The 23,675-nt window shown below is 69.0% G+C and carries 15 protein-coding genes and 1 tRNA gene; 8 read left to right on the top strand and 8 right to left on the bottom strand.

Translation table 11 applies throughout. The features are described from left to right. Positions 1–43: 43 nt before the first annotated feature. Positions 44–3,166: a DUF1553 domain-containing protein gene (locus tag TA3x_RS21610; RefSeq protein WP_435016746.1), complete on the bottom strand. Its 3,123-nt coding sequence runs from the start codon at positions 3,164–3,166 to the stop codon at positions 44–46. A 272-nt stretch (positions 3,167–3,438) separates the two neighbouring features. Next, entirely contained in the window at positions 3,439–5,829 is a 2,391-nt protein-coding gene (locus TA3x_RS21605; protein WP_435016745.1) for a serine hydrolase, read from the bottom strand. Positions 5,830–6,333: 504 nt separating this feature from the next. Here TA3x_RS21605 and TA3x_RS21600 point away from each other — a divergent pair. The 4 genes from TA3x_RS21600 to TA3x_RS21585 all read left to right on the top strand — a co-directional run bounded on the left by TA3x_RS21600 (position 6,334) and on the right by TA3x_RS21585 (position 10,036). Continuing rightward, a complete protein-coding gene (locus tag TA3x_RS21600; RefSeq protein ID WP_435016744.1) occupies positions 6,334–7,323 on the top strand; it encodes an aldo/keto reductase in 990 nt (329 codons plus the stop codon). Between the two features lie 121 nt (positions 7,324–7,444). Next, on the top strand, positions 7,445–8,758 hold the full coding sequence (locus TA3x_RS21595) for an MFS transporter (protein ID WP_435016743.1): 1,314 nt from the start codon (positions 7,445–7,447) through the stop codon (positions 8,756–8,758). 80 nt (positions 8,759–8,838) lie between these two features. After that, the gene (locus TA3x_RS21590) at positions 8,839–9,867 is read left to right on the top strand and encodes a ThuA domain-containing protein (protein ID WP_435016742.1); all 1,029 of its coding nucleotides are present in this window, start codon (positions 8,839–8,841) and stop codon (positions 9,865–9,867) included. Positions 9,868–9,963: 96 nt separating this feature from the next. After that, positions 9,964–10,036: transfer RNA gene (locus TA3x_RS21585), tRNA-Met, on the top strand. 568 nt (positions 10,037–10,604) lie between these two features. On the opposite strand, the gene TA3x_RS21580 is transcribed toward TA3x_RS21585, so the two are convergent. Continuing rightward, positions 10,605–10,868: a hypothetical protein gene (locus tag TA3x_RS21580; RefSeq protein WP_435016741.1), complete on the bottom strand. Its 264-nt coding sequence runs from the start codon at positions 10,866–10,868 to the stop codon at positions 10,605–10,607. A gap of 260 nt (positions 10,869–11,128) precedes the next feature. Here TA3x_RS21580 and TA3x_RS21575 point away from each other — a divergent pair, with 260 nt between their 5' ends. Together TA3x_RS21575 and TA3x_RS21570 are read left to right on the top strand one after the other, a co-directional pair. Then, positions 11,129–11,512, top strand: a complete 384-nt coding sequence (locus tag TA3x_RS21575; RefSeq protein ID WP_435016740.1) for a hypothetical protein — start codon at positions 11,129–11,131, stop codon at positions 11,510–11,512. Beyond that, on the top strand, positions 11,488–14,583 hold the full coding sequence (locus TA3x_RS21570) for a carboxypeptidase regulatory-like domain-containing protein (RefSeq protein ID WP_435016739.1): 3,096 nt from the start codon (positions 11,488–11,490) through the stop codon (positions 14,581–14,583). The genes TA3x_RS21575 and TA3x_RS21570 overlap by 25 nt, the downstream gene beginning before the upstream one ends. A gap of 898 nt (positions 14,584–15,481) precedes the next feature. Here TA3x_RS21570 and TA3x_RS21565 read toward each other — a convergent pair. The 3 genes from TA3x_RS21565 to TA3x_RS21555 all read right to left on the bottom strand — a co-directional run bounded on the left by TA3x_RS21565 (position 15,482) and on the right by TA3x_RS21555 (position 18,062). Next, positions 15,482–15,862, bottom strand: a complete 381-nt coding sequence (locus tag TA3x_RS21565) for an SPW repeat domain-containing protein (protein ID WP_435016738.1) — start codon at positions 15,860–15,862, stop codon at positions 15,482–15,484. A 54-nt stretch (positions 15,863–15,916) separates the two neighbouring features. Further along, positions 15,917–17,098, bottom strand: coding sequence for a DUF1501 domain-containing protein (locus TA3x_RS21560; RefSeq protein WP_435016737.1), 1,182 nt, complete (start codon positions 17,096–17,098; stop codon positions 15,917–15,919). Between the two features lie 112 nt (positions 17,099–17,210). Continuing rightward, positions 17,211–18,062, bottom strand: coding sequence for a manganese catalase family protein (locus TA3x_RS21555; RefSeq protein ID WP_435016736.1), 852 nt, complete (start codon positions 18,060–18,062; stop codon positions 17,211–17,213). A 336-nt stretch (positions 18,063–18,398) separates the two neighbouring features. Here TA3x_RS21555 and sigJ point away from each other — a divergent pair, with 336 nt between their 5' ends. After that, a complete protein-coding gene (sigJ, locus tag TA3x_RS21550; RefSeq protein WP_435016735.1) occupies positions 18,399–19,310 on the top strand; it encodes an RNA polymerase sigma factor SigJ in 912 nt (303 codons plus the stop codon). 13 nt (positions 19,311–19,323) lie between these two features. Further along, complete coding sequence (locus TA3x_RS21545; RefSeq protein WP_435016734.1) at positions 19,324–19,782, top strand: carboxymuconolactone decarboxylase family protein; 459 nt, start codon at positions 19,324–19,326, stop codon at positions 19,780–19,782. A gap of 26 nt (positions 19,783–19,808) precedes the next feature. Here TA3x_RS21545 and TA3x_RS21540 read toward each other — a convergent pair whose 3' ends face one another. Both TA3x_RS21540 and folE read right to left on the bottom strand, forming a co-directional pair. Next, positions 19,809–22,799, bottom strand: a complete 2,991-nt coding sequence (locus tag TA3x_RS21540; protein WP_435016733.1) for an FAD-binding and (Fe-S)-binding domain-containing protein — start codon at positions 22,797–22,799, stop codon at positions 19,809–19,811. A gap of 151 nt (positions 22,800–22,950) precedes the next feature. Continuing rightward, positions 22,951–23,604 carry a GTP cyclohydrolase I FolE gene (folE, locus tag TA3x_RS21535; protein ID WP_435016732.1) on the bottom strand — a complete coding sequence of 218 codons (654 nt, stop codon included), beginning with the start codon at positions 23,602–23,604 and terminating at the stop codon, positions 22,951–22,953. Positions 23,605–23,675 lie beyond the last annotated feature (71 nt).

The raw sequence follows: 23,675 nt of genomic DNA, 5'->3' as shown, positions 1-23,675 counted from the left end.
GATCCGACCTTTCGGGAATCGTGGGGGATGCGACCGTCGGCGATCACTTGTTGAGCACTTCGTCGAGGTTCAGCAGTTCGTTGGCCAGCATGGTCCACGCCGCCAGGGTCGGCACGTCGAGGGCGGGGTCGGCCTTGGACTCGCCGTACTTGATCAGCTGGGCCGCGTCGTCGGGCTTCTCCCGGTAGTGGGCGAGCAGGGCGTCGGCCGATCCTCGGAGGATGTCCACCTCCTCGGTGCGGAACGGCCGGGCCAGGAGCCGCTGGGCCAGGTAGTCGAGCCGGGCCTCCACGTCCTCCCCGGACGCCTTGATCGCCCGCTCGGCGAGGTTGCGGGCCGCCTCGACGAACTGGACGTCGTTGAGCGTGACCAGCGCCTGGAGCGGGGTATTGGTCCGCTCCCGCTTCACCGTGCAGACCTCGCGGGCCGGGGCGTTGAAGATGTCCATCGACGCCGGCGGCGCGGCCCGCTTCCAGAGCGTGTACATGCTCCGGCGATAGAGCCGATCCCCGTTGTCGCGGCGATAGAACCGGGTGTCGCTCTCGGGCATGGCGACCGCCTCCCACACCCCGTCGGGCTGGTAGGGGCGGACGCTGGGGCCGCCGATCTTCCGGACCAGCAGGCCGGCCACATCCAGGGCATAGTCGCGGACCATCTCCGCGTCCATCCGGTAGCGGGCGCCGCGGGCCAGGTAGCGGTTGGACGGGTCGGCCTCGATCGCCTGGGGCGTGGTCGCCGCCGACTGGCGATAGGCGGCCGTCATGACCAGCTTCTTGAAGAACGCCTTCATGTCCCAGCCCGACTCGCGGAAGTCGACGGCCAGCCAGTCGAGCAGCTCGGGGTGCGACGGCAACTCGCCGCTGACCCCGAAGTCCCCGGCGGTGCGGACCAAGCCGTTGCCGAACAGCTCCTGCCAGAACCGGTTGACGGTCACGCGGGCGGTCAGGGGATGCTCGGGGCTGACCAGCCATTTGGCCAGGCCGAGGCGGTTCCTGGGCAGGTCCGAGGCCATCGGCGGGAGGACTTTGGGGGTGTCCGCCTTGACCGGGTCGCGCCTCTTGTCGTAGTCGCCCCGGAACAGGAGGTAGGCCATCGCCTCATCGGACTTCTCTTGCATGACGTGGGCCATGCTGCCCCGGGCCTTGATCTCCCCCTGCTCGCGCACCAGCGAGGCCACCGCGCCGGCCAGGTCGCGCGCCACCGGGTCGTGGCGGGAGAGGTAGTAGCGGAACGCGGCCTCGACGTCGGCTTCCGGCCGCTTGTCCGCCGGCCGCGAGGTCAGCCACAGGACCCGATCGACCCCGGCCAGGTTCTCGACCTCCTCGGCGGACAGGGCCCGCCCGAAGACCTTGAGGTCGTGGATCAGCACTTCGCCGATCCGCGACGACGAATCGCGCTGGGCGACCTTGAGCGGCACCGTGGTCCGGATCGAACCGGTCAGGGTGTTGGTCTGCGGCCGGGTCATCCGGGGCTCGCCGTCGACGAAGAACTTGATCCCCTCGGCCTTGCCGGACCCGTCGTAGGTCACCAGGACGTGAGTCCAGACGCCCGGCTTCGGCTTCGCGTCGGACGTCGCCTTGAGCGCATCCTCGGGCCACTTGTGGATGATGTGGGCCGTGAGGGCGCCGTTCTCGAACCAGAGGTCCCAGCCCCGGAAGTCCTTCTTGTCGTCCATGCGGGCGAACAGGGCCCCGTTCAGGGGGGCCTTGCCCGGGCGGATCCAGGCCCCATACGAGAACGCCTGGTCCTTCTCGAAGTCACCGGCGTCGGACACGACCAGTTCCTCGCCGGTCCACTTGTGCTGGGCCTCGGGCGGGGTGTCGCGGTCATCGAGGCGGGCCCGGAGCTTCTGCCCCTCGGCGGGCATGGACGGGGCCAGCGACTCGCGGGTGGCCGAGCCCAGCCACTTCTCGAATTCGGGCCGGACCTCGGCCTTGCGTGCCTCAACCTTCTTGCGGGCCACGTCGATCTCCCCGGCCAGGGCCTCCCAGCGGGGACGGTCGCCCATGACCGGGACGAACACCGTCGGCGGCGTGTCCTTCACGTTCCCGTCCATCGCGTTCTGGACGGTGTTGTTGAAGAAGGCCGACAGCTCGTAGAACTCCTTCTGGCTGAACGGGTCGTACTTGTGGTCGTGGCACACGGCGCAGCCGGTGGTCAGGCCCATGAAGACCTGCGAGGTCGTCTCGGTGCGGTCGCGGGCGTAGAGGACCAGGTATTCCTCGGCGATCGCCCCGCCCTCGTTGGTGGTGATGTTGCACCGGTTGAACCCGGAGGCGATCTGCTGTTCCAGGGTCCGGTTGGGCAGGAGGTCGCCGGCCAGCTGTTCGGTGGCGAAGCGGTCGAACGGCATGTTGGCGTTGATCGCCTCGATCACCCACTGGCGATAGGTCCACATCTCGCGATAGTTGTCGAAGTGGATCCCGTGGGTGTCCGCATACCGGGCCGCATCCAGCCAGTAGCGGGCGCGATGCTCGCCGTAGTCGGGCGAGGCCATCAGCTTGTCGACGAGCTTCTCGTAGGCGTCGGGGGCGGGGTCGGCCGCGAAGGCGTTGACCATCGCCGGGTCGGGGGGCAGGCCGGTCAGGTCCAGGCTGAGGCGGCGGGCCAGGGTCCGGCGATCCGCCTCGGGCGAGGGCTTGAGCCCCTTCTCGACCATCTTCGCGTAGAGGAACCGGTCGATCGGGTTCTTCGACCACGCCTCGTCGCCCACGGCGGGCGGCTCGGGGCGCTTCGGGGCCAGGAACGACCAGTGGGGCTGGTACTCGGCGCCCGAGGCGATCCACCGCTTCAGGACATCCTTCTGCTCGGGGGTCAGCACCTTGTTGGCGTCGGGCGGCGGCATGATCTCGTCGGGGTCGTCGGAGATGATCCGCGCGACCAATTCGCTCGCCCCGGCGTCGCCCGGGACGATGGCCTCGGCCTTGACCGCGTCCTCGCGGCGGTCGAGCCGGAGGTCCCCCTTGCGGGCCCCGCTGTCGGGGCCGTGGCAACGGAAGCAGTTCTCCGACAGGATCGGCCGGACGTCGCGGTTGTATTCGACGTCGCCGGCGACGGCGACCCCGCCGGCCGCGACGACGATCAGCATCGCCCCCCACAGGGCCGCCGCGCCCTCGCGCCGCCCGGCGATCGAACTCCCGATGCGTCCCGTCTGACAAGCCAACATGCCATGCCTCCCGACCCGGATGCGACCGCCCGCACACCGTGCGAGGCGGGACCTCGTCCTTGCCGTCGAATGATCGAAAACGCGACCGAGCCGACCGGCGACCGAACGTCGCGCGGGCGCGGATGGCATCGCGGGATGGAGATCAGAGCGAGGATTCGATGGCGAGGTCTATGAGCGAGGTCCGACACCCACTAGCTTATGTTCAACCCGATGACCGGGTCAAGCCGGTCGCGCACCGGCCCTGGGCATCCGTGCGGGTGTCGTGCATCCTCTTAAGGCGCATCCGGCCTTGCATCGATGGAGGAGAACGGGATGTCGAGGATCGGATAGCTGCGCCAGTCCTTGAAATCGAAGTGCCACCACTCGTTGTCGTTGACCGAGAAGCCCTCGGCCTCCATCGCCTCGCGGAGCAGGTCCCGCAGCCACCGCTGCCGCGAGGTCCCGCCCGGATAGTGGGGGTAGGACCGGTCGGAGAATTCGTCGTATCCCCCCACCATCTCGACCGGCCGGCCCGTCGCCAGTTCGTACATCGACAGGTCCACCGCGCACCCGCGATTGTGCTTCGACCCCTTCGACGGGTCGGCCACGAATTCGCGGTCGGTGCCCGAGGTCGCGTCGTAGAACAGCTTGGTGACCCGCCACGGCCGGTAGGAGTCGTGGATCAGAAGGCCATAGCCCCGGGCCGCCAGCTTCGCGTGGGCCCGGCCCAGGGCCTCGGCCGCGAGCCTCTGGAAGAAGGCCCGCGCCGCCGGATAGACCGCCGCCCCCAGGAAGTTGTTGTCGGTGGCATAGCGGATGTCGAAGCGGATCGTGGGGGAGACGGTGGCCAGGTCCACCAGGTCCGGGGCGCGGAAGTCGCCGGCCTCGGCCGGGGGTTTGTCGCCACGGGCGTCGTTGTCGCGGAGGATGTCGGGCACCGGCCGCGTCGGCTTGATCCGGAAGGTCTTGCCGCCTTCGCCGTCGATGGCCCGCCGGGCCAGGGGGACCGACGCGGCCACGACCTCGACCGCCCTGCCGGCAGGGTCGCGACGGAAACGCAGCGTCTCGCCGGCGTAAATGCTCCCCTCCGGGAATTCATAGACGTCGGCTTCGCGTTCGATCAGCGGATCCCTCTCGTGCCAGCCGATCACCGCGTTGAGCCGGCCATCGCGTTCCAGGATGTAGAGGATCTGGTCGTCCCAACCGTATTCGCCGATCAGCCCTGCGAAGCGATCGGGGGCGGGCGGGGGCAGGGGGACGGCCTCGCGGTGATAGGTCTTGTCGCCGATGCGGAGGACATCCCCCTCGCGCACGAACCTGGGTCCGAAGCGAATCGCGTCATCTCCCAGGAGCGAGCCGTCCGGGGCCTTCCTCAGATCGACCGATAGGCCCTGGGCCGGATCCATCCGCAACGCGCCGCCATCGGCGACCAGGTCGAACCAATCGTCCCCGGACCGATACCGGCCGGCCAGTTCCCCGGCCAGGCCCGGCGGGAGCGGGGCGGTCGCCTCGATCGGCGGGAGGCTCCGCCCGTCCCGGGCGGCGAGGCACTGGCCGAGGGCGACGTCGGCGACCCGCGAGACGAAGCCGCGGGCCGAATCCCGCGAGGCCATCACGACCACGCCGAGCCGGGCGTCGGGCAGGAAGGCCATCTCGGACGCGAAGCCGAGGGTGCCCCCGCCGATGCCGACCCGCTTGTGCCCCTGGAATCGGGAGATGACGAACCCCAGACCGTTCCCTTCGGGCGTGCCCGGCGGGACGAACTGAGGGGTCATCATCATCGCCAGGGTGTCCGGCTTCGGCAGGCCGGTGATCGGGACCCGGGAATCATCCATCAACGCGATCAGCAGACTCCCCAGGGACTCGAATCGGCCCATCAAGCCGACGGCCGGGCCCGGGCCCGGCATATCGTCCGGGGCCAGAAACTCCCGGCCGAACCCCGTCTTCACCCACCCCCTGGCCCGATCGAAATCAGGCCTCTTGTACCTGCCGTGAATCTCGTAAAATCGGAGGCCGGTCATCCCCGGGAGATGCGAGATGGGTGCGTCCACCGCGTTTTCGAAGGGGGAGCCGAGCGCCCGCCCCAGCGATAGGCCCACGACCGCGATCCCGGCGAGCGATTCGTGGGCGCGGGCCAGCGGGGCGTGCACCAGCGTGGTGCGGTTCAGGCTGGCCACCGCATCGACCAGGTGCGACTCAGGACGCAGCGGCCCGGCCGGCTCGAAGGTGCTGCGGACCGGGGTCTCGCGCCCCAAACCCGAGCGATGGGCCATCAACTGGCGGAGCGTGATCGGGATGCCCGACGGATTCACCGGCTTGAAGTCGGGGAGGTAGGTGGTCACGGGGGCGTCGATGTCGATCTTCCCCCGGTCGGCCAGCCACATCGCGGCGAGGTCGGTGAAGAGCTGGGTCATCGAGCCCAGCGGGACGAAGGCCGAAGGCGACACCGATCTCTGCTTCGCCCGATCGTCGGTCCCGAACCCCTTCTTCCAGATGACCGTCGGTCCATCGACGATCGCGATCCACAGTGCGGGCACGTCCTTGAGGGCCACCTCGCGGCCGATGAAGGCGTCGAGCGAGCGGATGGCCTCGGCGTGGCGGGCCGGTACGTCCTGGCCGATGACCAATCCCGGTGACAGCAGCAGGGCCAGGAATGCAAGGCGAGCGGGCGAGGCGTGCGGCATCGGAGTCTTCCGTGGGGTGCCGTACCGGGTGGGTGGCCTTCGAAGATGCGGCCATCGTATTCGGGCCCCCGGCGTCGGGCAACTCTCCCGACGAGCCATCGAACGGGAGGCAACCAGAATAACCAATACGTCTTCACATTTAATATGAAATTTTCAATCAGACAGATCCGTCCGATCCAGTAATGTCTTGGGCCCCGGCCATCGGGATGGGCCCCAGGGCCGAGGGCAAGACCATAAACGAAGCCACCGGACGCAACTCTAGGCGAATTAGCCATTTCGATCTCGCGGAATGGACGCCTGCGAGATCCTGACGGGATGTTCCGCCCCGGGCACCCGGCCCCGCGAAGGCTTGTCGGAGCCGACCGATTCGACTCCTCCCAACGAGCGGTCCTGTCGGCCCGAGCCGGCCGGGGCATCGCCGGATGGGGGGAGGGCTTGCTCCTCCCTGCTACACTTACGCGGACATCGGCGAGGCAAACGGCCGCGCTTCCGAGGAGGACGCTCGTGGAACAGCAAACATTGGGCAAGGCGGGGCCGATCGTTTCCACGATCGGGCTGGGCTGCATGGGGATGTCGGACTTCTACGGCGCCCGCGACGACGCCGAGTCGATCCGCACGATCCATCGCGCGATCGAGCTGGGGATCACGTTCCTGGACACGGCCGACATGTACGGTCCGTTCACCAACGAGACCCTGGTGGGCAAGGCGCTGGCCGGCCGTCGCGACGAGGTCGTGCTGGCCACCAAGTTCGGCATCGTCCGGTCGGCCGAGGACCCCACGGTCCGCGGCTTCAACGGGCGCCCCGAGTATGTCAAGACGGCGTGCGACGGCTCGCTCGGCCGGCTCGGCGTCGATCACATCGACCTCTACTACCTCCACCGGGTCGACGCCGACGTGCCGATCGAGGAGACGGTCGGGGCGATGGCCGAACTGGTGAAGGCGGGCAAGGTCCTCCACCTCGGGCTGTCCGAGGCGGCGCCGGACACGATCCGCAGGGCGCACCGGGTCCACCCGATCGCCGCCCTTCAGACCGAGTACTCGCTCTGGAGCCGAGACCCCGAGGACGAGATCCTGCCGACCTGCCGCGAGCTGGGGATCGGGTTCGTCCCGTACAGCCCGCTCGGTCGGGGATTCCTGACCGGGCAATTCCGGTCGATCGACGACTTCGCGGCCGACGACTATCGCCGCCACTCGCCCCGGTTCCAGGGGGAGAACTTCGCCAGGAACCTGGAACTCGTCGAGCGGCTCAAGGCGATGGCCGAGTCCCGGGGCTGCACGCCGTCGCAACTGGCCCTGGCCTGGGTCCTGTCCCGGGGGGACGATCTGGTGCCGATCCCGGGGACCAAGCGGCGGGCCTACCTGGAGGAGAACGCGGCGGCGGTCGACATCAAGCTGACCCCCGAGGAACTGTCCCGGATCGAGGAGATCGCCCCGCGCGGGGCCGCGGCCGGGGACCGCTATCCCGCGAACATGATGGGGAGCGTGAACCGGTGAGGCCGGGCCGTGGGGCCGGCGGGTCCGCTTGACGACCCGCCGGTCCCCCCTACGATATGCGGATCATCGCGGACGGCCCGGCCCACGCGCGTCGGCCCGCTTCCCCCAGGTTCGAGGGTGCATGATGAGTGTTGCCGACGCGGAGTTCGACGGCCCGGGGCTCGTGAAGAAATCGGTCGCGGCCCGGGAGCGGGCCATCCTGATGGTCCTGGCGGCGGTCCAGTTCACCACGATCGTCGACTTCATGCTCATCATGCCGCTCGGCCCGCAACTGATGCGGACCCTGGCGATCAGCCCGATGCGGTTCGGCTTCGTGGTCTCATCCTACACCCTGAGCGCCGGCGTGACGGGCCTCCTGGCGTCTTCCCTGGTGGATCGGTTCGACCGCAAGACGGCGTTCCTCTGGCTCTACGTGGGCTTCCTGATCGGGACGCTGTTCTGCGGGCTCGCCCCCACCTATGCGACCCTGCTGGTGGCGCGGGTCGTCACGGGGGCGTTCGGCGGGGTGCTGGGCGGGATGGCCATGGCGATCGTGGGGGACGTGTTCCCGGAGGAGCGGCGGGGCCGCGCCACCGGGTCGTTGATGTCCGCGTTCGCTCTGGCGTCGGTCCTGGGGGTGCCGTTCGGCCTGACCCTGGGGACGCTCTACGGCTGGCACACGCCGTTCCTGCTGCTGGTGGGGGTCGGCCTCGCGGTGCTGGCGGCGGGGTTCAAGGCCTTGCCGAGGCTCCGGGCCCACCTGGAGACCGCCCCGCTGCACGGTCCCTGGGAAACGATGGTCGAGACCTACACCCACCCCAACCACCTGCGGGCGTTCGCCCTGATCTCGACGCTGATGATCAGCGGATTCGCCGTGGTGCCGTACATCAGCCCCTACATGGTGGCCAACGTGGGGCTGACCGAGATCGAGCTGCCCTGGATCTACGTGGCGGGTGGGGCCCTCACGCTGGTGGGCGCCCCGGTGGTGGGCCGGCTCGCCGACCGCTACGGGAAGTTCCCGGTCTACCGGGTGATCGCGCCGATGACGGCCGTGCTGATGCTGGTGGTCACGAACCTCCCCCGCGTCGGCCTGCTGGCGGCGGTGGCGGTGGTCGGGGTGTTCATGGTCACCAACGCGGGCCGGATGGTCGCGGCGATGGCGATGATCACCGGCAGCGTCGAGCCCCGGCTCCGGGGCGGGTTCATGAGCGCCAACTCGGCCGTGCAGCACATCGCCGCCGGGCTCGGCTCGATGGTCGCCGGGCTGATCGTGACCAAGGATGCCGACGGCTCTTTGCTCCATTTCCCGGCGGTCGGCCTGATCGGCGTGGCGGCCACGGCGGCGAGCCTGTGGTTCGCCTCCCGGCTGCTCACGGCGAAGGAGGCCCTGGCCGACCCGGTGAGGGCCGACCCCGACGAGGTCGCCGGGGCGATCGCGGCGATCGAGCCGGCCTGACCCGTTTCGCCGGGCGAGGGGCGGCGTTAGGATGCGATCTCGCACCCTGGCCCACCTCTCTCCCGTCGAGGTCGATCGTCATGAGGTTGTCCCAAGCCGTCCGCACCACGCTCTCGCTCGCGATGCTCCTGTCCCTGGGCCTGGCCGCGCGGTCGCACGCCGCCGACGAGTGGATCGAGTTCCCCGGCGGGGAAGGGCCCGGCAAGGGCAAGCACGTCGTCTTCGTGAGCGGCGACGACGAGTACCGCTCCGAGGAGGGGATGCCGCAGCTCGCCAAGATCCTGTCCCAGCGCCACGGGTTCCGGTGCACGGTCCTGTTCGCGATCGACCCCAAGGACGGCACGATCAACCCCGGCATCAAGGACAACATCCCGGGGTTGGAGAAGCTCGACTCCGCCGACCTGATGGTGATCCTGGCCCGGTTCCGCAACCTCCCCGACGACCAGATGAAGCACATCGTCGACTACGTCGACTCCGGCAAGCCGATCGTCGCCCTGCGGACCTCGACCCACGCCTTCGACATCAAGCCCGGCAAGACGTACAGCGACTGGTCCTGGAACAACAAGAAGTGGGACGGCGGGTTCGGCCGGCAGGTGCTGGGCGAGACCTGGGTCAGCCACCACGGCAATCATGGCAAACAGAGCACCCGAGGGCTGATCGCCCCCGATCAGCGCAGCAACCCGATCGTCCGGGGGATCGCCGACGGCGACATCTGGGGCCCGACCGACGTCTACACCGTCAAGCTGCCGGCCCCGGACGGCTGCGCCCCGCTGGTCATGGGCCAGGTCCTCCGGGGGATGAAGCCCGACGATGCCCCCGCCGAGGGCAAGCCCAACGACCCGATGATGCCGGTGGCATGGACCCGGACCTACGTCGGCAAGGCCGGCAAGCCGGCCCGGATCTTCACCACCACCATGGGCTCGTCGCAGGATCTCCTCAGCGCCGGGCTCCGTCGCCTGCTGGTCAACGCCTGCTACTGGGCGGTCGGCCTCGAAGGCGCGATCCCGGAGGTTGCCAACGTCGACATCGTGGGCACCTACCAGCCCACCCCGTTCGGTTACAACTTCACCAAGGGCCTTCGCCCCGCCGACCACGCCAAGCTCGACTGATCCGGCGAAAAATGCCCCGGCGACGCCGCGTTGCGGTTGCATTTCCCGACGCGGCATCGTAAGATCCAACCTCGGCACGCGGAAACGCGAATCGATGGCGGTGTAGCTCAGTTGGTAGAGCAGCGGAGTCATAATCCGCTTGTCGGGGGTTCGAGTCCCTCCGCCGCTATTACGGCCTGATATCCATAAACCTCCGCTTGGCCCTGTAAAATCAGGCTTTGCGGGGGTTTTTTCGTTGGTGCCTGGGCTCTTCGAGATGCTGCCCCGGGGTCCATCGATTCCGACTCCGGTGCGACGCTGGTTTGATAAGCCGGGACGAAACCAACTTGGCGTGAGCCTTGTGCCTCGGCCTGACGCACCCTCCGCACCCGCGGATCGTCGTCAGGGCCACGTCCCGCATGCCCGGTGAGTTCTTCGCCGCCTTGGCCCATCACCTCCCGCCGGAACAACCGGTGGGGGTCCTGGTTGGTCGACCCCGGATCAGCCATCGCATCGTCGTCCGGGTGAGCTGGTTCGCGCTGACCGGCGGCTGCCGCCGGGAGGACGTCCCCGAGGACTTGGGCTTACGGGCATGGCCGCCCAACGTCGGCCCCGGTCCTGGGAGGAAGCCGGGATCAGGGACCGACTCTCTCTCGACCTGCTGGGGGCAGCGAAGCGGGCCGACAATCCCGAGGCCGACGCGGTGGTCGTCGTCGGGGTGACGGTGCGATCCAATCTGTCGGGCCTGAAGGGCGTGATCAGTCACCTGCCCCCGAGGTTGCGGCGTGCGGTTGCGCGTGGACGGCGAAGGCTGCCGGAAGATCCTCGAAGCCGAGAATCACCTGTCGGGCTTCGCCGAGGTCGAGGGCGTAGCCTCCCGGCAACAACGCGGCGGAGCGGGCGTTGAGGCACGGGGTGATCTGGCGAAAGCTGAGCCTGGGGTCCGCGAGCGAGGATGGCAGCCGGTTCGCCGAGGGGTTGCTGTCGGTGATCGAGGCCTGCCGCCAGCGAGGCCGGTGCATGGCGACTTACCTGGCCGCGTGCTTTCAGGCGAAGCAAGCCGGAAGGCGCCTCCCATCTCCGCTGGCTTGAACAAGCACCCGTCCGGCTAGACCAGCCGCTCCGGACCGTGAACGACGACCTTGCCTGGATTCTTCCTGATCAAAGCCGCCGACTGGAAGCTCTCCTTCGCCGCATCGATCGCACCCGAAATCACCTCATTCTCGCCGGATGGGAAGATGGTGGCGAGCGGAAGTCTCACCGAGATGAGAGGAGACCCTATATGACGTTGCCCCGAGTGCGTTTCACGGTGCGTCGGCTGATGGTCGTGGTGGCGATCGTCGCCCTCCTGATCTCCATCCCCACGGTCGTCCCCAGGCATCACCTCAAGCGGGCCGAATGGCACAAGGCGGAAGCCAGCCGGGTCTACGAAGAAATGCTCGTCTCGCCGGCCTACCTGGAGAGCCAAAGGCTGACGAAAATGTGGAGGAACCGCGACACGGTGCCGTTGACCGAGCCCGCCCACAAATTCGAGATGAGCTACTCGATGAAATTGGCGGACGAGTACAACCGACTCTACGGGGATCGGGTGAAGCGGCATCACGCCCTGGCGCGGGAGCATGAGCGAGCGGTCACCAGGCCGTGGATGCCGACCTGGATCGAATAGCATCCGGTCGATGCATCGAATCAGGCCTTTGCGAGCCTCGCGGACTCGGCCGTCGAAAACACAAAACGACCGCCCCCTCATCGCCGGAGAGGCGGGCATCGCCACTAATCGACCCAGCCCCGGGAGTCGTCGGGGGGTTAGGATGCTTTCCTGCGCGTGGCCGGGGGCCTATCGGCGGATGGATCGCCGGGAATTTGCTCGCCGAGGAAAATCGACCTGGTATCATCCTCAAATCCGACCGAGGTGATCCTCCGGCCATCCGGGCCGGCGTCGAGGAGAGACGGCCCATGTTCACATTGGCGATCGCCGCGGCACTATCCTTCACGGCCCAATCCCCGCCTCCCACCGAGGTGCACACGCTCATCGTCGAGGTGAGGGAGCTGCTCGGCGACGCGGTCGTCCCCGACTTGTCGATCAAACTGGTGTCGACGGGCAGCGAGGAGCTGCGGGCGACAACCGATGTGAACGGGGAGGCCCGCTTCAAGCTCTCCTCCGGAAGCCGAAGTGACTTCTCCCTTTCGGCCGGCCGCGATGGCCTGGTCCCCCTGTCCTACCGATGGTCGAAAACGGCGGATAGCCCCACGCCACCGGGCCGCATCCTGTTGCTGACGGAGAAGGCGACGGTCATCGGCGGGAAGGTCCTCGATGAGGAGGGTCGCCCTCTGCCCGACGCGGTCGTCGTGGTGAGCGTCAAGAAGACCTACCCCCGGTCGAAGCAAACGGTCGGGATCATCAACGCGTCCGTCCGGACCGACGCGGAAGGGCGATGGTCGCTGAGGGGCGCCCCGGAGCAGTCGGAATCGATCGAGATCGCGGCCTATCACTACCTCTGCCTCGACGAGGGCATCTCCTACCACCTGCGGCCGTTCCGGCCATTGGCCTCGCTGCAGGATGGTTCGGCGGTCCTTCGGCTCCGGCGCGGCACGCGCGTTGAGGGGACGGTGCTTTCGCCCGACGGGCAGCCCGTGGCCAAGGCCGAGGTCGCCTACGGCGAGGGCCGGGGGTACGCCAACGCCATCCCACCCATCAAGGCGGACGATGAGGGTCGGTTCACCTTCGGGATCAAGCCGGGGACGATCGCCAACATCATCTCCCAGGCCCCGGGATTCGGCCCGACGCTCCAGGAGGTGAAGGTCGGCGACGGCACATCGCGGGTGTACCTGACGCTCCCGCAAGCCCATTCCGTGCGGGGCCGCATCGTGGACCCCTCCGGCAAGCCGATCGCGAATGCCTTGGTCTCCCTGTACTGGTCCGGCGACGGGAACGTCCCCCGATCCTACTTCGGCTCGGCGGCCGCCCGCCGATTGAAAACCGACGGCGATGGGCGATTCGAGTGGAAGGATTCCCCCCGCGGCGGCGTGCGGGCCGACGTCACCGCCAATGGGTTCGCCGACAAAAACAACTCGGCCCTGGCCTCGGATCTCGAACAACAGATCGCGCTGATCCCGCCAACGCCCGTCTCGGGCACCGTCGTGGACCGCGAGACCGGAGCCCCCATCGAGGGCTTTTCGCTGAGCCTCGCGGCCGCCTGGCAGGAGGGTTCCCCCCTCATCTGGCAGCGAGGGATGGATCTCGCGGGTGAGGCATCGCGGGCGCCGGGTTCGTTCCGGACGACACTGTCGACCCCCGCCCACCGCTACATCATCCGGGTCCAGGCCGACGGCTACTTCGCCGAGGATTCCGAGGCCTTCGCGACGGATGGCCTGCCGCACAACCTGACTTTTCGACTGACCGGGGGCGAGCCCCTCCGCGGCACGATCAGCCATCCCGATGGCTCGGCCGTAAGGTCGGGGACCGTGCACCTCGTCCCGGTCCATCGCGAGGGATGGATCGACTATCTCGATTATCCTCGAGATGTCGAGGAAGCCCAGGGCCAACGCGCCGCCGGCATGAGGATCGATCCGGACGGCCGGTTCTCGATCCCGCCGCAACGGGACAACGTCTCCCTCCTCTTTTTGGCCGATGCGGGCTCCCTGCTCGTCCCCAGCAAGGAGTTGCGTGGGCAAGACCGATTGGTGCTCCAACCCTGGGCACGCGTCGCCGGGAGGGTCACAATCGACGGCAAGCCCGCCCGCAAGATCCGACTCGATTCCTACGACCCGGACGAGCCGGCCCCGGTCGAGGGGGAGCCTCGCCTGTCTCGCCGATACTGGGCGGAGACCGACGATGAGGGCCGCTTCCAGCTGGACCGAATCCTGCCGGGCAGGTTGATCCTGTCCCAGTCGGTGCTCAACGGCGTCCAGGGCCGCAGGTGGCCCATCATCCGTGCCTCGCTCGATGTGGTCGGCGGCCAGACCTATGACTTGAAGATCGGGGAGAGCGGCCGAGTCGTCACGGGGCGGGTCCAACTCCCACCCGACGACGTCTGGATGATCCGCAAGGCGGAGATCGTGCCGAGGGGAGTGGGCACAGGGACAGCCGAGAGGGTCGGCGTCGAGGTGCTCGAACAGGGGCGACTCCGGGCCCTCGACGTCCGGCCGGGTGCCTATACCTTGCAGGTCGCGATCCATGAGCCGCCGCCGACCGATGCGTGCGGCTGGGGACGTTTGCTGGGCGAGTTCCGGCAAGACTTCACCGTCCCGGTCGGGGCACATTCGGGCGAAGGGCCGCTCGACCTGGGCGTCCTGGAGCCGATCTCGACCGGGGGCCGCCCCCTGCAGGTGGGGGACGTGGCACCGGATTTCCAGCTTCGCACGCTCGATGGCCATGACCTGAAGCTGGCCGACCTTCGCGGCAAGTTCGTGCTCCTCGACATCTGGGCGACGTGGTGCGCCCCGTGCGTGTCCGAGATGCCGAACCTCCTCCGCGTGCATCAGGAGTTCTCGGCCGACGGGCGTTTTGCCGTGATCGGCATCAACGTCGATGAGCGTGCGAGCGACGTCGCGGCGATGGTGAAATCGATGAAATTGGCATGGCCGCAGGGGCTCGCCGGCCCCGATTCGCCCGTCTCCGCCGAGTATGGGGCCACGGCAATTCCTGCGACATTCCTGATCGGGCCCGATGGCAGGATCATCGCGAAGGATCTTCGTGGCGAAGCGATCCGGAAGGCGGTCGTTGAAATTCTGAGATGAACGACGCGACGCCCCCCATCACCGGCGAGGTGGGCGTCGTCATGATGCGGTCCGGGGCCGCTCCTCTTCCGCTCGCCAAGATCGCATCTACCGGCTCAGGACGACGGACGCGGCCCTTGCTGGGCATTCCGCAGGTCGTCCCGAGATCGCACCGCCGATGTCGGCGAGGATTGCCGCGATCGCATCGATCCGCCCAAGAGGACAACAAACCGCTGGCACGACCGAGGAGCACGGAACGATCTTGATGCATACATAATCATCGTCATCCGCCTCTCATCAGGTCGCCCGGTCCACGAGCGTCCCGGCCTGAGGTGGTTATGCGTCAAGCGTCGATGTGGCGGATCGTCGTAAACTGTGAAAACGGCCGCGGCCCAAGGCCGACAATCCCGAAAGTTCATTGACGAGGAAGTTGGACGCGACCTGGAAATTCTGGGCACCTGTGAAGGTCACCGCCGAAGATTGCCAGGAACCGCCATCACCCTTGAATGAATTGTTGCTGAGATCACTACCGTTTCCGTCATCGGCACCCAAACCGGTTCCGGCCCTGGGCGAAGCTGGTGGCCCCGGCCCAATAAGCATATGGCTTGGGGTGGGGCGGGCTGGTCACCGAATAAAACATCATCGCGGAGAGTTGACGCCCCTCCAGGGCGTCGGATCGGAGGCCGGATGAGAAGTCCGGGTATGAATCGCCTGCTACGTCACGTCGTTCGCATGGCTGGCATTGCGAGCCAAGGGGGACATGCGTCGGTCCGTCAAGATTCGTGGATAACCGATCGGTCTGGGCGATGTTAATAAATATCCGAGGGACAATCGGCACCGGGACGCGCAACAGTTGCCTGTTGAAACGCCCCGGCGGGGTGGCATTCAACCTGAATCGGCCGGCCAGGCCTGCGGGGGATCAGGCGAGCGGGGTGGACCGGGAACGGCCGGGGCCGTGCCCGGGGACCGTCTGGGTGGTGAGCGCGGCCCCGACCTCGACCAGGCCCAGGATCAGGTGGGGCATCCACATGGCGGACGCGAACCCGAAAAGCCAGGGCGAGGCGGCCAGCAGCAGCCCGCTCATCGTGTCCATCCCGAGGTGGGCCGGCATGCTGAAGACGCCCACCACGCCCAGTTCGTAGTCGGTCAACAGGCTATAGGCGATCGCCCCGGCCCCCAGGACGACCGGCACCCAGCGGGCGGCCCCCTCGGGAAATCGGAACAGGAAGGGGGCCGCGATCAGCGCGATCCCCATGAGGTAGTCCATCATGCCGTGGATCGCGGTGGGCAGGAATCGCATCGGGAGGCTCCTTGGTTCGAGGTCTCGTCGTCTCGGAGTCGGGCGTTTTTCTGCTCAGGCGATCGGGTCGTCCCAAAGTTCGGCGATGGGCGGCTCGACCCCTGAAGTCGAGCCCAGGGCCTGGCGGATCGTCGAGGCCAGCCGGGCCGGCGTGACCGGCCGATCCATGACATGGGCCCCGAGGCGATCGGTCGCCCCGTAGGCACGCCCCCCCGCCAGCCCCGCGCCGGCCAGGATGGCGGAGAATGCGCCCGGCCAGTGATCGCGGCCACCTTCCGGGTTGATCCGGGGCGTCCGGCCGAACTCCCCCGCGATCACGACCAGGGTCCGGTCGAGCAGGCCGCGCGAGGCCATGTCGCCCAGCAGGGCGGAGGCGGCCCGGTCGAAAGTCGGCAGCAGGTCATCTTTGAGCGACGCGAATCCGTCGGCGTGGGTATCCCAGCCGCCGTCCAGATGGCGCACCCAGTTGACCTGGACGAACTTCGCCCCGGCCTCGATCAGCCGCCGCCCGCACAGGGCCGATCGCCCGAACAGGTTCCGGCCGTATCGCTCGCGCATCCGGGCGGGTTCATTCCGCAGGTCGGCCGCCCGGCCCAGGGGGTCGTCCCGCCGATCCGAGGCCGTCCGGCCCAGGGAAGGCTCACGCGTGACGGAGAGCACGACGGGATCATGGGCAACGCCGAGGTCGCCCCCGTGCTCGCCGGGGCGGACGGCCCCGAGCGGGTCGAGCCTTGACGGGACGGTCACGAACGCCGGGATTTCTCCGCCGGGCGAGGCCGAGGCCGCGAGCGACGCCCCGATGTGCGGGCGGGATTCGCACGAAGGGGATCCGGACTGCCCACCGGGGAGGGGCTCGCCCGTGAGCATGCGATGGATAGCCCCGGCGTGACCATCGTCCTCATGGGTCAGGGACCGGACCACGGTGAACAGGTTGGCACAACCGGCGAGCCCGGGCAGGTGCTCGCCGAGCCGGACGCCGGGGGCCCGCGTGGCGATCGATCCGAACTCGCCCCGGAACTCGGCGGGGGCGTCGGGCTTGGGGTCGAACGTGTCGAGGTGGGAGGGACCGCCCCCCAGGAAGATCATCAGGCAGGCATCGGCCCGCGGTCGGGCCGCGACCGGCCCGGCCCCGAAGGCGGTCAGGCAGGACAGGCCCGCCAGCCCGCCCAGCCGCAAGGCGTCGCGTCGGGTCGCCAGGCGACGGCCCGACGACGGTGGGCATCTCCGTCCGTTCATGGAATTCCTCCCGCGATGGGGATGATCATCGGCCGCTCACGGCCCCGGATCCGGGCACCGGGGCCGCGACGTCCGACTCGGATGTGCGGCGAACTTGGCCCGCGGTCGGCGCTTACTTGGCCCGGGGGGGCAGGGGGGCGGCGGGGGTGCCGTAGAGCCGGGGATCGGCGGGCGGGGCGACCGTCGCGTCCGTGCCCAGCGGCCTCGGCTCGGCCACGAACGAGAACTGGCCCTTGCCGTCGGGGGCCTGCCCGGCCGCCCACCGGCCCGTCTGGCTCTCGTTGCCCTGGGAGAAGTTGAAGAACTGGTAGGCGTTCTCGTTGCGCTGGAGTTCGATGGGCCAGGAACTCGGGCAGGGGGTATCTTCCAGGCCGTCGGCCTTGAGTTCCTCGATGGCCGCGAGCCACTGGTTCTGGTGCATCGTGTCGCGGGCCATGTTGAACGAAAGCATGTCGCGCACGCCCTTGTCGTCGGTCATGTTCCAGAGTCGGGCGACCTGGAGCCGGCCCTGCGACTCGGCCGTGACATTGAACCGGAAGTCGGCCAGGAGGTTGCCGCTGGCGGTGATGTAGCGGGCCGTCCAGGGGAAGCCCTGACTATCGTTGGGCGTGGCCCCCAGGCCGGAGACGATGGCGTGCTGCGGGTCCATGCCCCCCATGACCGCCGCCACGGCCGGGTGCTGCTCGACGGCCGCGTCGCGGAGGGATACCGGGGCCCCTTCCAGGAGTCGGGAAATCATCGTGGCCAGCATCTCGACGTGGGCCAGTTCCTCGGTGGCCACGTCCATCAGCATGTCCTTGTACTTGGCCGGCCCGCGGCAGTTCCACCCCTGGAACAGGTACATCAGCGCGACCGACATCTCTCCCCACTGGCCGCCGAGCACCTCCTGGAGCTTGCGGGCGAACAGCGGGTCGGGCCGCTCGGGCTTGGCGTTATACTGGAGCTGCTTGATGTGATAGAACACCGGGTGCCTCCTCTGGTCGCGTCGTTCGAGGTGGGACGATCGCCCTCGATTTCCCGATGGGTCGATCGCGGTTCGTGACGTCGGCCGCCCGGGCCCCGCAAATGGGGTGCCCCTTCCGACGGGAATCCATCCGAATCCGAGCAGGGATGGATCCGGGAGGAAATCCATCGCGGGGCTCGCCGCCCGCCCTCGCGGATGGATCGGCACCGGAGGCCGGGTTGGGATTTCCCCGATTCCGGGCCGCCCTTGTCACCCAGAAGACGGCTCGAACGTCCTTGGTCCTGAACGGGGCGGGCCCGGCGAGGTGCGACCGCCCCTGACGAGTTGGAGGGTCCGATGACCGATGCGACGCGACAGACCTGGGACGACGCCCTGGGGATGCGGCCGAGGCTGCTGGCCCTGGCGTATCGGATGCTGGGGAGCGTGACCGACGCCGAAGACGCGGTCCAGGATGCCTACCTCCGGTTCCAGCAGGCCGGGCCGATCGGGTCGCCCGAAGGCTGGCTGGTCAAGGCGACGACCCGCCTTTGCATCGACCGGCTCCGAACGGCGAGGCGCCGGAGGGACTACGTCGGCCCTTGGCTGCCGGAGCCGACCACCGACGCCTGGGATGGCGCGACGGTCGACCGCGCGGAGCTGGCCGAGTCGCTGTCGATGGCGTTCCTGGTCCTGATGGAAACCCTCTCGCCTGCCGAACGCGCGGCGTACCTGCTCCGTGATGTCTTCCAGTACGAGTTCGACGAGATCGCCGCGCTGCTGGACAAGACACCGGTGAACGTCCGCCAGATCACGACCCGGGCCCGGAAGCGGCTGGAAGGCCAGGACCGCCGATTCGACGCCGAGGCCGGCGAGGCCGAGGACCTTGCCAATCGCTTCTTCGAGGCCTGCCGCTCCGGCGACCTCCGGGCGATCGAATCGATGCTCGCCCCCGATGCCGTCTACTACTCGGACGGCGGCGGCAAGGTCCACGCGGCGCCCAAACCGCTCACCGGCCTCCATCGGATCGCCAACCTCCTCTCCGTCGTCTACCGCAAGGCCCGGGGCAAGTACGACATGGCCCGCGCCACGGTCAACGGCCAGCCGGGCATCGTCTTCTCGGCCGGGGGCCGCCCCCGCCTGGTGACCACCCTGGCCGCGAAGCAGGGGCAGATCACCGCCCTGTACACCGTCCTGAACCCCGAGAAGCTCCACCTCTGGACCACCCAACCCCCGGACGCGGCGGGCGAGCCCGCCCCGGTCCCCTCTTGAAAGGCAAACCATCATGCACGAGAGAATGGCCTACCAGAAACTGTCCCCGGAGCCGATCAAGGCCATGCATGCCCTGGGCGGCTACCTGGCCCGGTGCGGCGTGGAGATGGGCCTCCAGGAACTGATCAAGATCCGGGTCTCTCAGATCAACGGCTGTGCGTTCTGCCTGGACATGCACACCAAGGACGCCCGCGCCGCCGGGGAGACCGAGCAACGCATCTACACCCTGAACGCCTGGCGCGAGACGCCTTTCTTCACCGACCGGGAACGGGCGGCATTGGCCTGGGCCGAGGCCGTGACCCGCGTGTCCGAGGGCGTCCCCGACGCGGTCTACGAGGAGGTCCGCCCCCACTTCACCGAGCAGGAGCTGGCCGACCTGACCTGGGCCATCGTCGTCATCAACGGCTGGAACCGGATCGCCATCAGTTTCCGGGCCGTGCCCGGCACCTATCAGCCGGCCAAGTCGCACTGACCCGAGGGCGGGCCGACGACCGATCCTCAGGAAATCTCGTGGCGGGGCTTCGGCTCGCGGAAGACGCGGAGCAACGACGGGTCGAGCCCGTGGCTCAGCGCCAGCAGCTTGATGGGGTGGATCGTCCGCTTGGTCACGCCCTGTTCCATCTGCATCCGACAGGCCCCGCACTCCGTCGAGCCGACCTCGATGTCGTCGTCCTGGAGCCGGGACCGGAGCCCCCGCCCGGCGCGGAGCGAGTTCCGGAAGTTGCGTTTGGACATGCCGAAGGTGCCGGCCATGCCCGAGCAGCCCCGGTCGATGAACTCGACGTCGAGGCCCGGGATCGACCGGATCAGGTCGAGCCCCGGCGTGCCGACGTCGAGCGACCGCAGGTGGCAGGGCTGGTGGTAGCCGACCCGGGCGTGGAGCGGGATCTTGGGCTCGGGGAGTTGGCCCCGGGCCGAGAGCCCCGCGAGATACTGGCCGACGTCCATCGTGTTCTCGGCCACCAGTGCCGCGTCGAGGTCGTCGGTCAGTCGGGTGTACTCGTGGCGGAGCATGAGCGCGGCCGTCGGCTCGGAGCAGACCACCGTGTAGCCGTCGCGGACCGCATCCCCGAGCACCCGGAGGTTGGCCGCGGCCATCTCGCGCGCCCGGTCCAGGTCCCCGGCCACCAGGGCGGGCATCCCCGACCCGCGTTGCCGCCTGGGGACGAACACGTTCACCCCGGCGCGCCGCAGGACGCCGACCACCGCCTCGGCCAGCTTCTGGTCGAAGTGATTGGCGAAGATGTCCACGAAGTAGGCCACCCGGGGGCCCGTCGCCTGCGGCCGCGCCTTCGTCAGCCCGAGACGCTCGGCGCGGCGGACGAACGGGGTCCGATGGGCCTTCGGGAGCCTCCGGTAGCGCGACAGGCCGAAGGTCCGCTCGATCAGCCAGCGGGCCGTCTTGTTGGTGACCAGGGCGTTGCAGAGGATCGGGAATCGGCTGGCGAGCCCGGACCAGAAGTCGACCCGCGACAGGGTCCGGTCGTCGGGGGCCAGGCCGTGCAGGTCCACGTAGGCGGCCTTGGCCTCGATCATCAGGCTCGACACGTCGACCCCGGCCGGGCATTCCGACCGGCACATCGTGCAGTGGATGCAGAGGTCGGCGTTGGCCTTCATCTCCTCGGAGCCCCACAGGCGAGGATCGACGGCGCCGGTGGCCATCTGGCGGATCAGGTTCGCCTGGTTGCGGGGCGAGGCCGCCTCGGACCGGGAGGCGCGGAAGGTCGGGCACATCCGCAGGGACGGCTCTTGCGACCGGCACGAGCCGCAGCCGTTGCAGGCCGACGCCTGGTCGAGCATGGTCAGCTCGCCCCATCGCAGGGCCGGCTCGATGGCCGGGGCGGTCGTGGTGATGAGGTCCGGCGTCGCCTCCGCCTCGACGTCGGCCGACGACGGCTCGGGCGCGGCCTCCGCCGGACGGGGGCGGAGGTGCCGGGTCATCAGGTGGGGGTCGTCGCCGACCACCTTGCCCGGGTTGAGGATGTTGTGCGGGTCGAACGCGTCCTTGACCTCGCGGAGGACGTGGAACAGGTCGCCGTACTGGCGGCGGAGGAACTGGGTCCGGGCCAGCCCGCAGCCGTGCTCGCCGGAGATCGACCCGCCCAGGTCGAGCGCGGCGTCGACCACCTCGGCCGCCAAAGGTTCCAGCTTGGCCACGTCGCGCGGGTCGGACAGGTCCAGGAACGGCCGGATGTGGAGCTGCCCGTCCCCGGCGTGAGCGTAGACCGTCCAGCTCGCCTCGAACCTCTTGAACAGATCCTGGAGCCGGAGCAGGTACTCGGCCAGGGCCGCGGGCGGGACCGCCACGTCCTCGACGAACGGGATCGGGCGGGCCGGGCCGGTCATCCGCATCAGCGGGGGCAGGACGGCGCGGCGGAGGCCGAGCAGGAACTCGCAGTCGACCCGGCGGGTCGCCTCGACCGGATCGGCGACGAGCCGGCCCGCCCGCTGGATCCGGCCGATCAGCCGGCGCATCCGGGCCGCCACCTCGTCGGGGTCGTCGCCATCGAGCTCGACGATCAGGGCCGCCTCGGCGGCCTCGGCGATCCAGGGGCGCATGGCGGGCAGGACGTCGCGGGCCAGGCGAAGCGACCGCCAGTCGAATAGCTCGCAGGCCGAGGGCGTCGCCTCCAGGCAGCTCGGCACCGCCTCGGCCGCGTCGACCAGCCGGCCGAACGGCAGGACCACCGCCGCCTGGGCGCCGGGGATCGGCACCGTCCTCATGGCGACCTCGGTCACCAGGGCCAGCGTCCCCTCGGACCCGACCATCAGCCGCGCCAGGTCGATCCCGGCCGGCGAGGTGGCCGCCTCCAGGGCATACCCCGCGCTGTGGCGGGGGGACCGGGGCCGACGCCGGGCGAGCGGCTCGATCTGGCGGCGATACAGGCTCCCGAGCTTGCGGACGACCAGTTCCTTGAACCCCTCGGGCTCGTCATCGGCCGAGGGCCAGGGCTCGAACCCGACGTCGCCGGCGTCGCCGTTGGCGAAGACCACGGACAGGCGTTCGACGTGGTCGGCGGTGGTCCCGTTGCGGAGCGAGCGGATCCCGGCCGCGTCCACCCCGACCATGCCGCCGATCGTGCGGGACTCGCCGTGGCTGGGGTCGGGACCGATCCGCCGGCCGAACATCGCCAGCCTCTGATTGAGCACGTCCAGGACCACGCCGGGCTGCACCACCACCCGATCGGGGCCCATCTCGACCACCCGGCGGAAGTGGCGGCTGAAGTCGATCACCAGGCCGGGGCCCAGGGTCTCGCCCGCCAGGCCGGTGCCGGCGCCCCGCGCATGCAGGGGGATGGCGTTCTCCGAGGCATAGCGGACCAGCGACACCACGTCGTCCTGGGTCCGGGGGACGACCACGCCCAGCGGGTCGATCTCGTAGAGGCTGGCGTCGTGCGCGTAGGGGGCGCGGGCGATCGGCTCGAACAGCAGGTCGCCGCCGATCAGGTCGCGGAGGTCGTCATGGATGCGCGCTCGGCGTTCTTCCACGGTGGGGTCGCGGCCTTTCCTCGGCATCGGTCGGGCGCGAGCGATCGCGGCGCGACGCTCGGGACGGCCCGGCCCATCCCTCCCACGATACCGCGGTCGGCGGGGTTTCAGAAGGGGAGGATCGACGAATCGCCCCGAATCGGCCCGTGGATCAGTTGGTCCCGCCGTAGATCAGGGAGAGGACCTCGGCCCGCGTCGCCGACCGATCCTTGCAGGCCCCACGCAGGGCGCTGGTGACGAAGGCGGCCCCGGGCTTGTGCACGCCCCGGATCGTCATGCAACTGTGGGTCGCCTCCATGACGACGGCCACCCCCTTGGCCTTCAGCTCGCTCATCAGGAGGTCGGCGATCTCCTCGGTCAGCCGCTCCTGGAGCTGCGGACGCTTGGAGAGGACGTCGATGACCCGGGGGATCTTGGACAGGCCGACGACCTTGCCGTTGGGGATGTAGGCGACGTGCGCCGTGCCGATGAACGGCAGGAGATGATGCTCGCAGGTGCTCTCGAACCGGATGTCCTTGATCAGGACCATCTCGTCGTACTTCTGCGTGAACACCTTGGTCAGGTGGACGCTCGGGTCCTGGTGCAGGCCGCGGAAGATCTCCGCGTACATCCGGGCGACGCGGTCCGGCGTCTCCAGCAGACCCTCGCGGTCGGGATCCTCGCCGACCGCGATCAGGATCTCTCGGACAGCCCGTTTGATGCGATCCAGATCGACCTTGGGAGAGACGGGCGAATCGTCATCGAGCTCGGCGTGGTCGGCGTGATTGAAACCGGCGGGTCGGCCCGCCTGATGGCCCTGGGACATGGATGCGGTCTCGTCGCGCGGGGTCGACCCGGCCTCCCGCCGATCGACTTCGAACCGGATCGGCGAGGTTT

The organism is Tundrisphaera macrotermitis (genome assembly GCF_051175315.1).
Taxonomy (GTDB): domain Bacteria; phylum Planctomycetota; class Planctomycetia; order Isosphaerales; family Isosphaeraceae; genus Tundrisphaera.
The sequence above is the reverse complement of the archived record's forward strand: the minus strand, read 5'-3'. Positions and strand labels throughout refer to the sequence as shown.

What these genes read in the sequence shown, in the direction of transcription:
- TA3x_RS21610 (WP_435016746.1), bottom strand. Translation starts at nt 3,166, where the DNA reads ATGTTGGCTTGTCAGACGGGACGCATCGGGAGTTCGATCGCCGGGCGG.
- TA3x_RS21605 (WP_435016745.1), bottom strand. Translation starts at nt 5,829, where the DNA reads ATGCCGCACGCCTCGCCCGCTCGCCTTGCATTCCTGGCCCTGCTGCTG.
- TA3x_RS21595 (WP_435016743.1), top strand. Translation starts at nt 7,445, where the DNA reads ATGATGAGTGTTGCCGACGCGGAGTTCGACGGCCCGGGGCTCGTGAAG.
- TA3x_RS21590 (WP_435016742.1), top strand. Translation starts at nt 8,839, where the DNA reads ATGAGGTTGTCCCAAGCCGTCCGCACCACGCTCTCGCTCGCGATGCTC.
- TA3x_RS21580 (WP_435016741.1), bottom strand. Translation starts at nt 10,868, where the DNA reads ATGCACCGGCCTCGCTGGCGGCAGGCCTCGATCACCGACAGCAACCCC.
- TA3x_RS21575 (WP_435016740.1), top strand. Translation starts at nt 11,129, where the DNA reads ATGACGTTGCCCCGAGTGCGTTTCACGGTGCGTCGGCTGATGGTCGTG.
- TA3x_RS21565 (WP_435016738.1), bottom strand. Translation starts at nt 15,862, where the DNA reads ATGCGATTCCTGCCCACCGCGATCCACGGCATGATGGACTACCTCATG.
- TA3x_RS21560 (WP_435016737.1), bottom strand. Translation starts at nt 17,098, where the DNA reads ATGAACGGACGGAGATGCCCACCGTCGTCGGGCCGTCGCCTGGCGACC.
- sigJ (WP_435016735.1), top strand. Translation starts at nt 18,399, where the DNA reads ATGACCGATGCGACGCGACAGACCTGGGACGACGCCCTGGGGATGCGG.
- TA3x_RS21545 (WP_435016734.1), top strand. Translation starts at nt 19,324, where the DNA reads ATGCACGAGAGAATGGCCTACCAGAAACTGTCCCCGGAGCCGATCAAG.
- folE (WP_435016732.1), bottom strand. Translation starts at nt 23,604, where the DNA reads ATGTCCCAGGGCCATCAGGCGGGCCGACCCGCCGGTTTCAATCACGCC.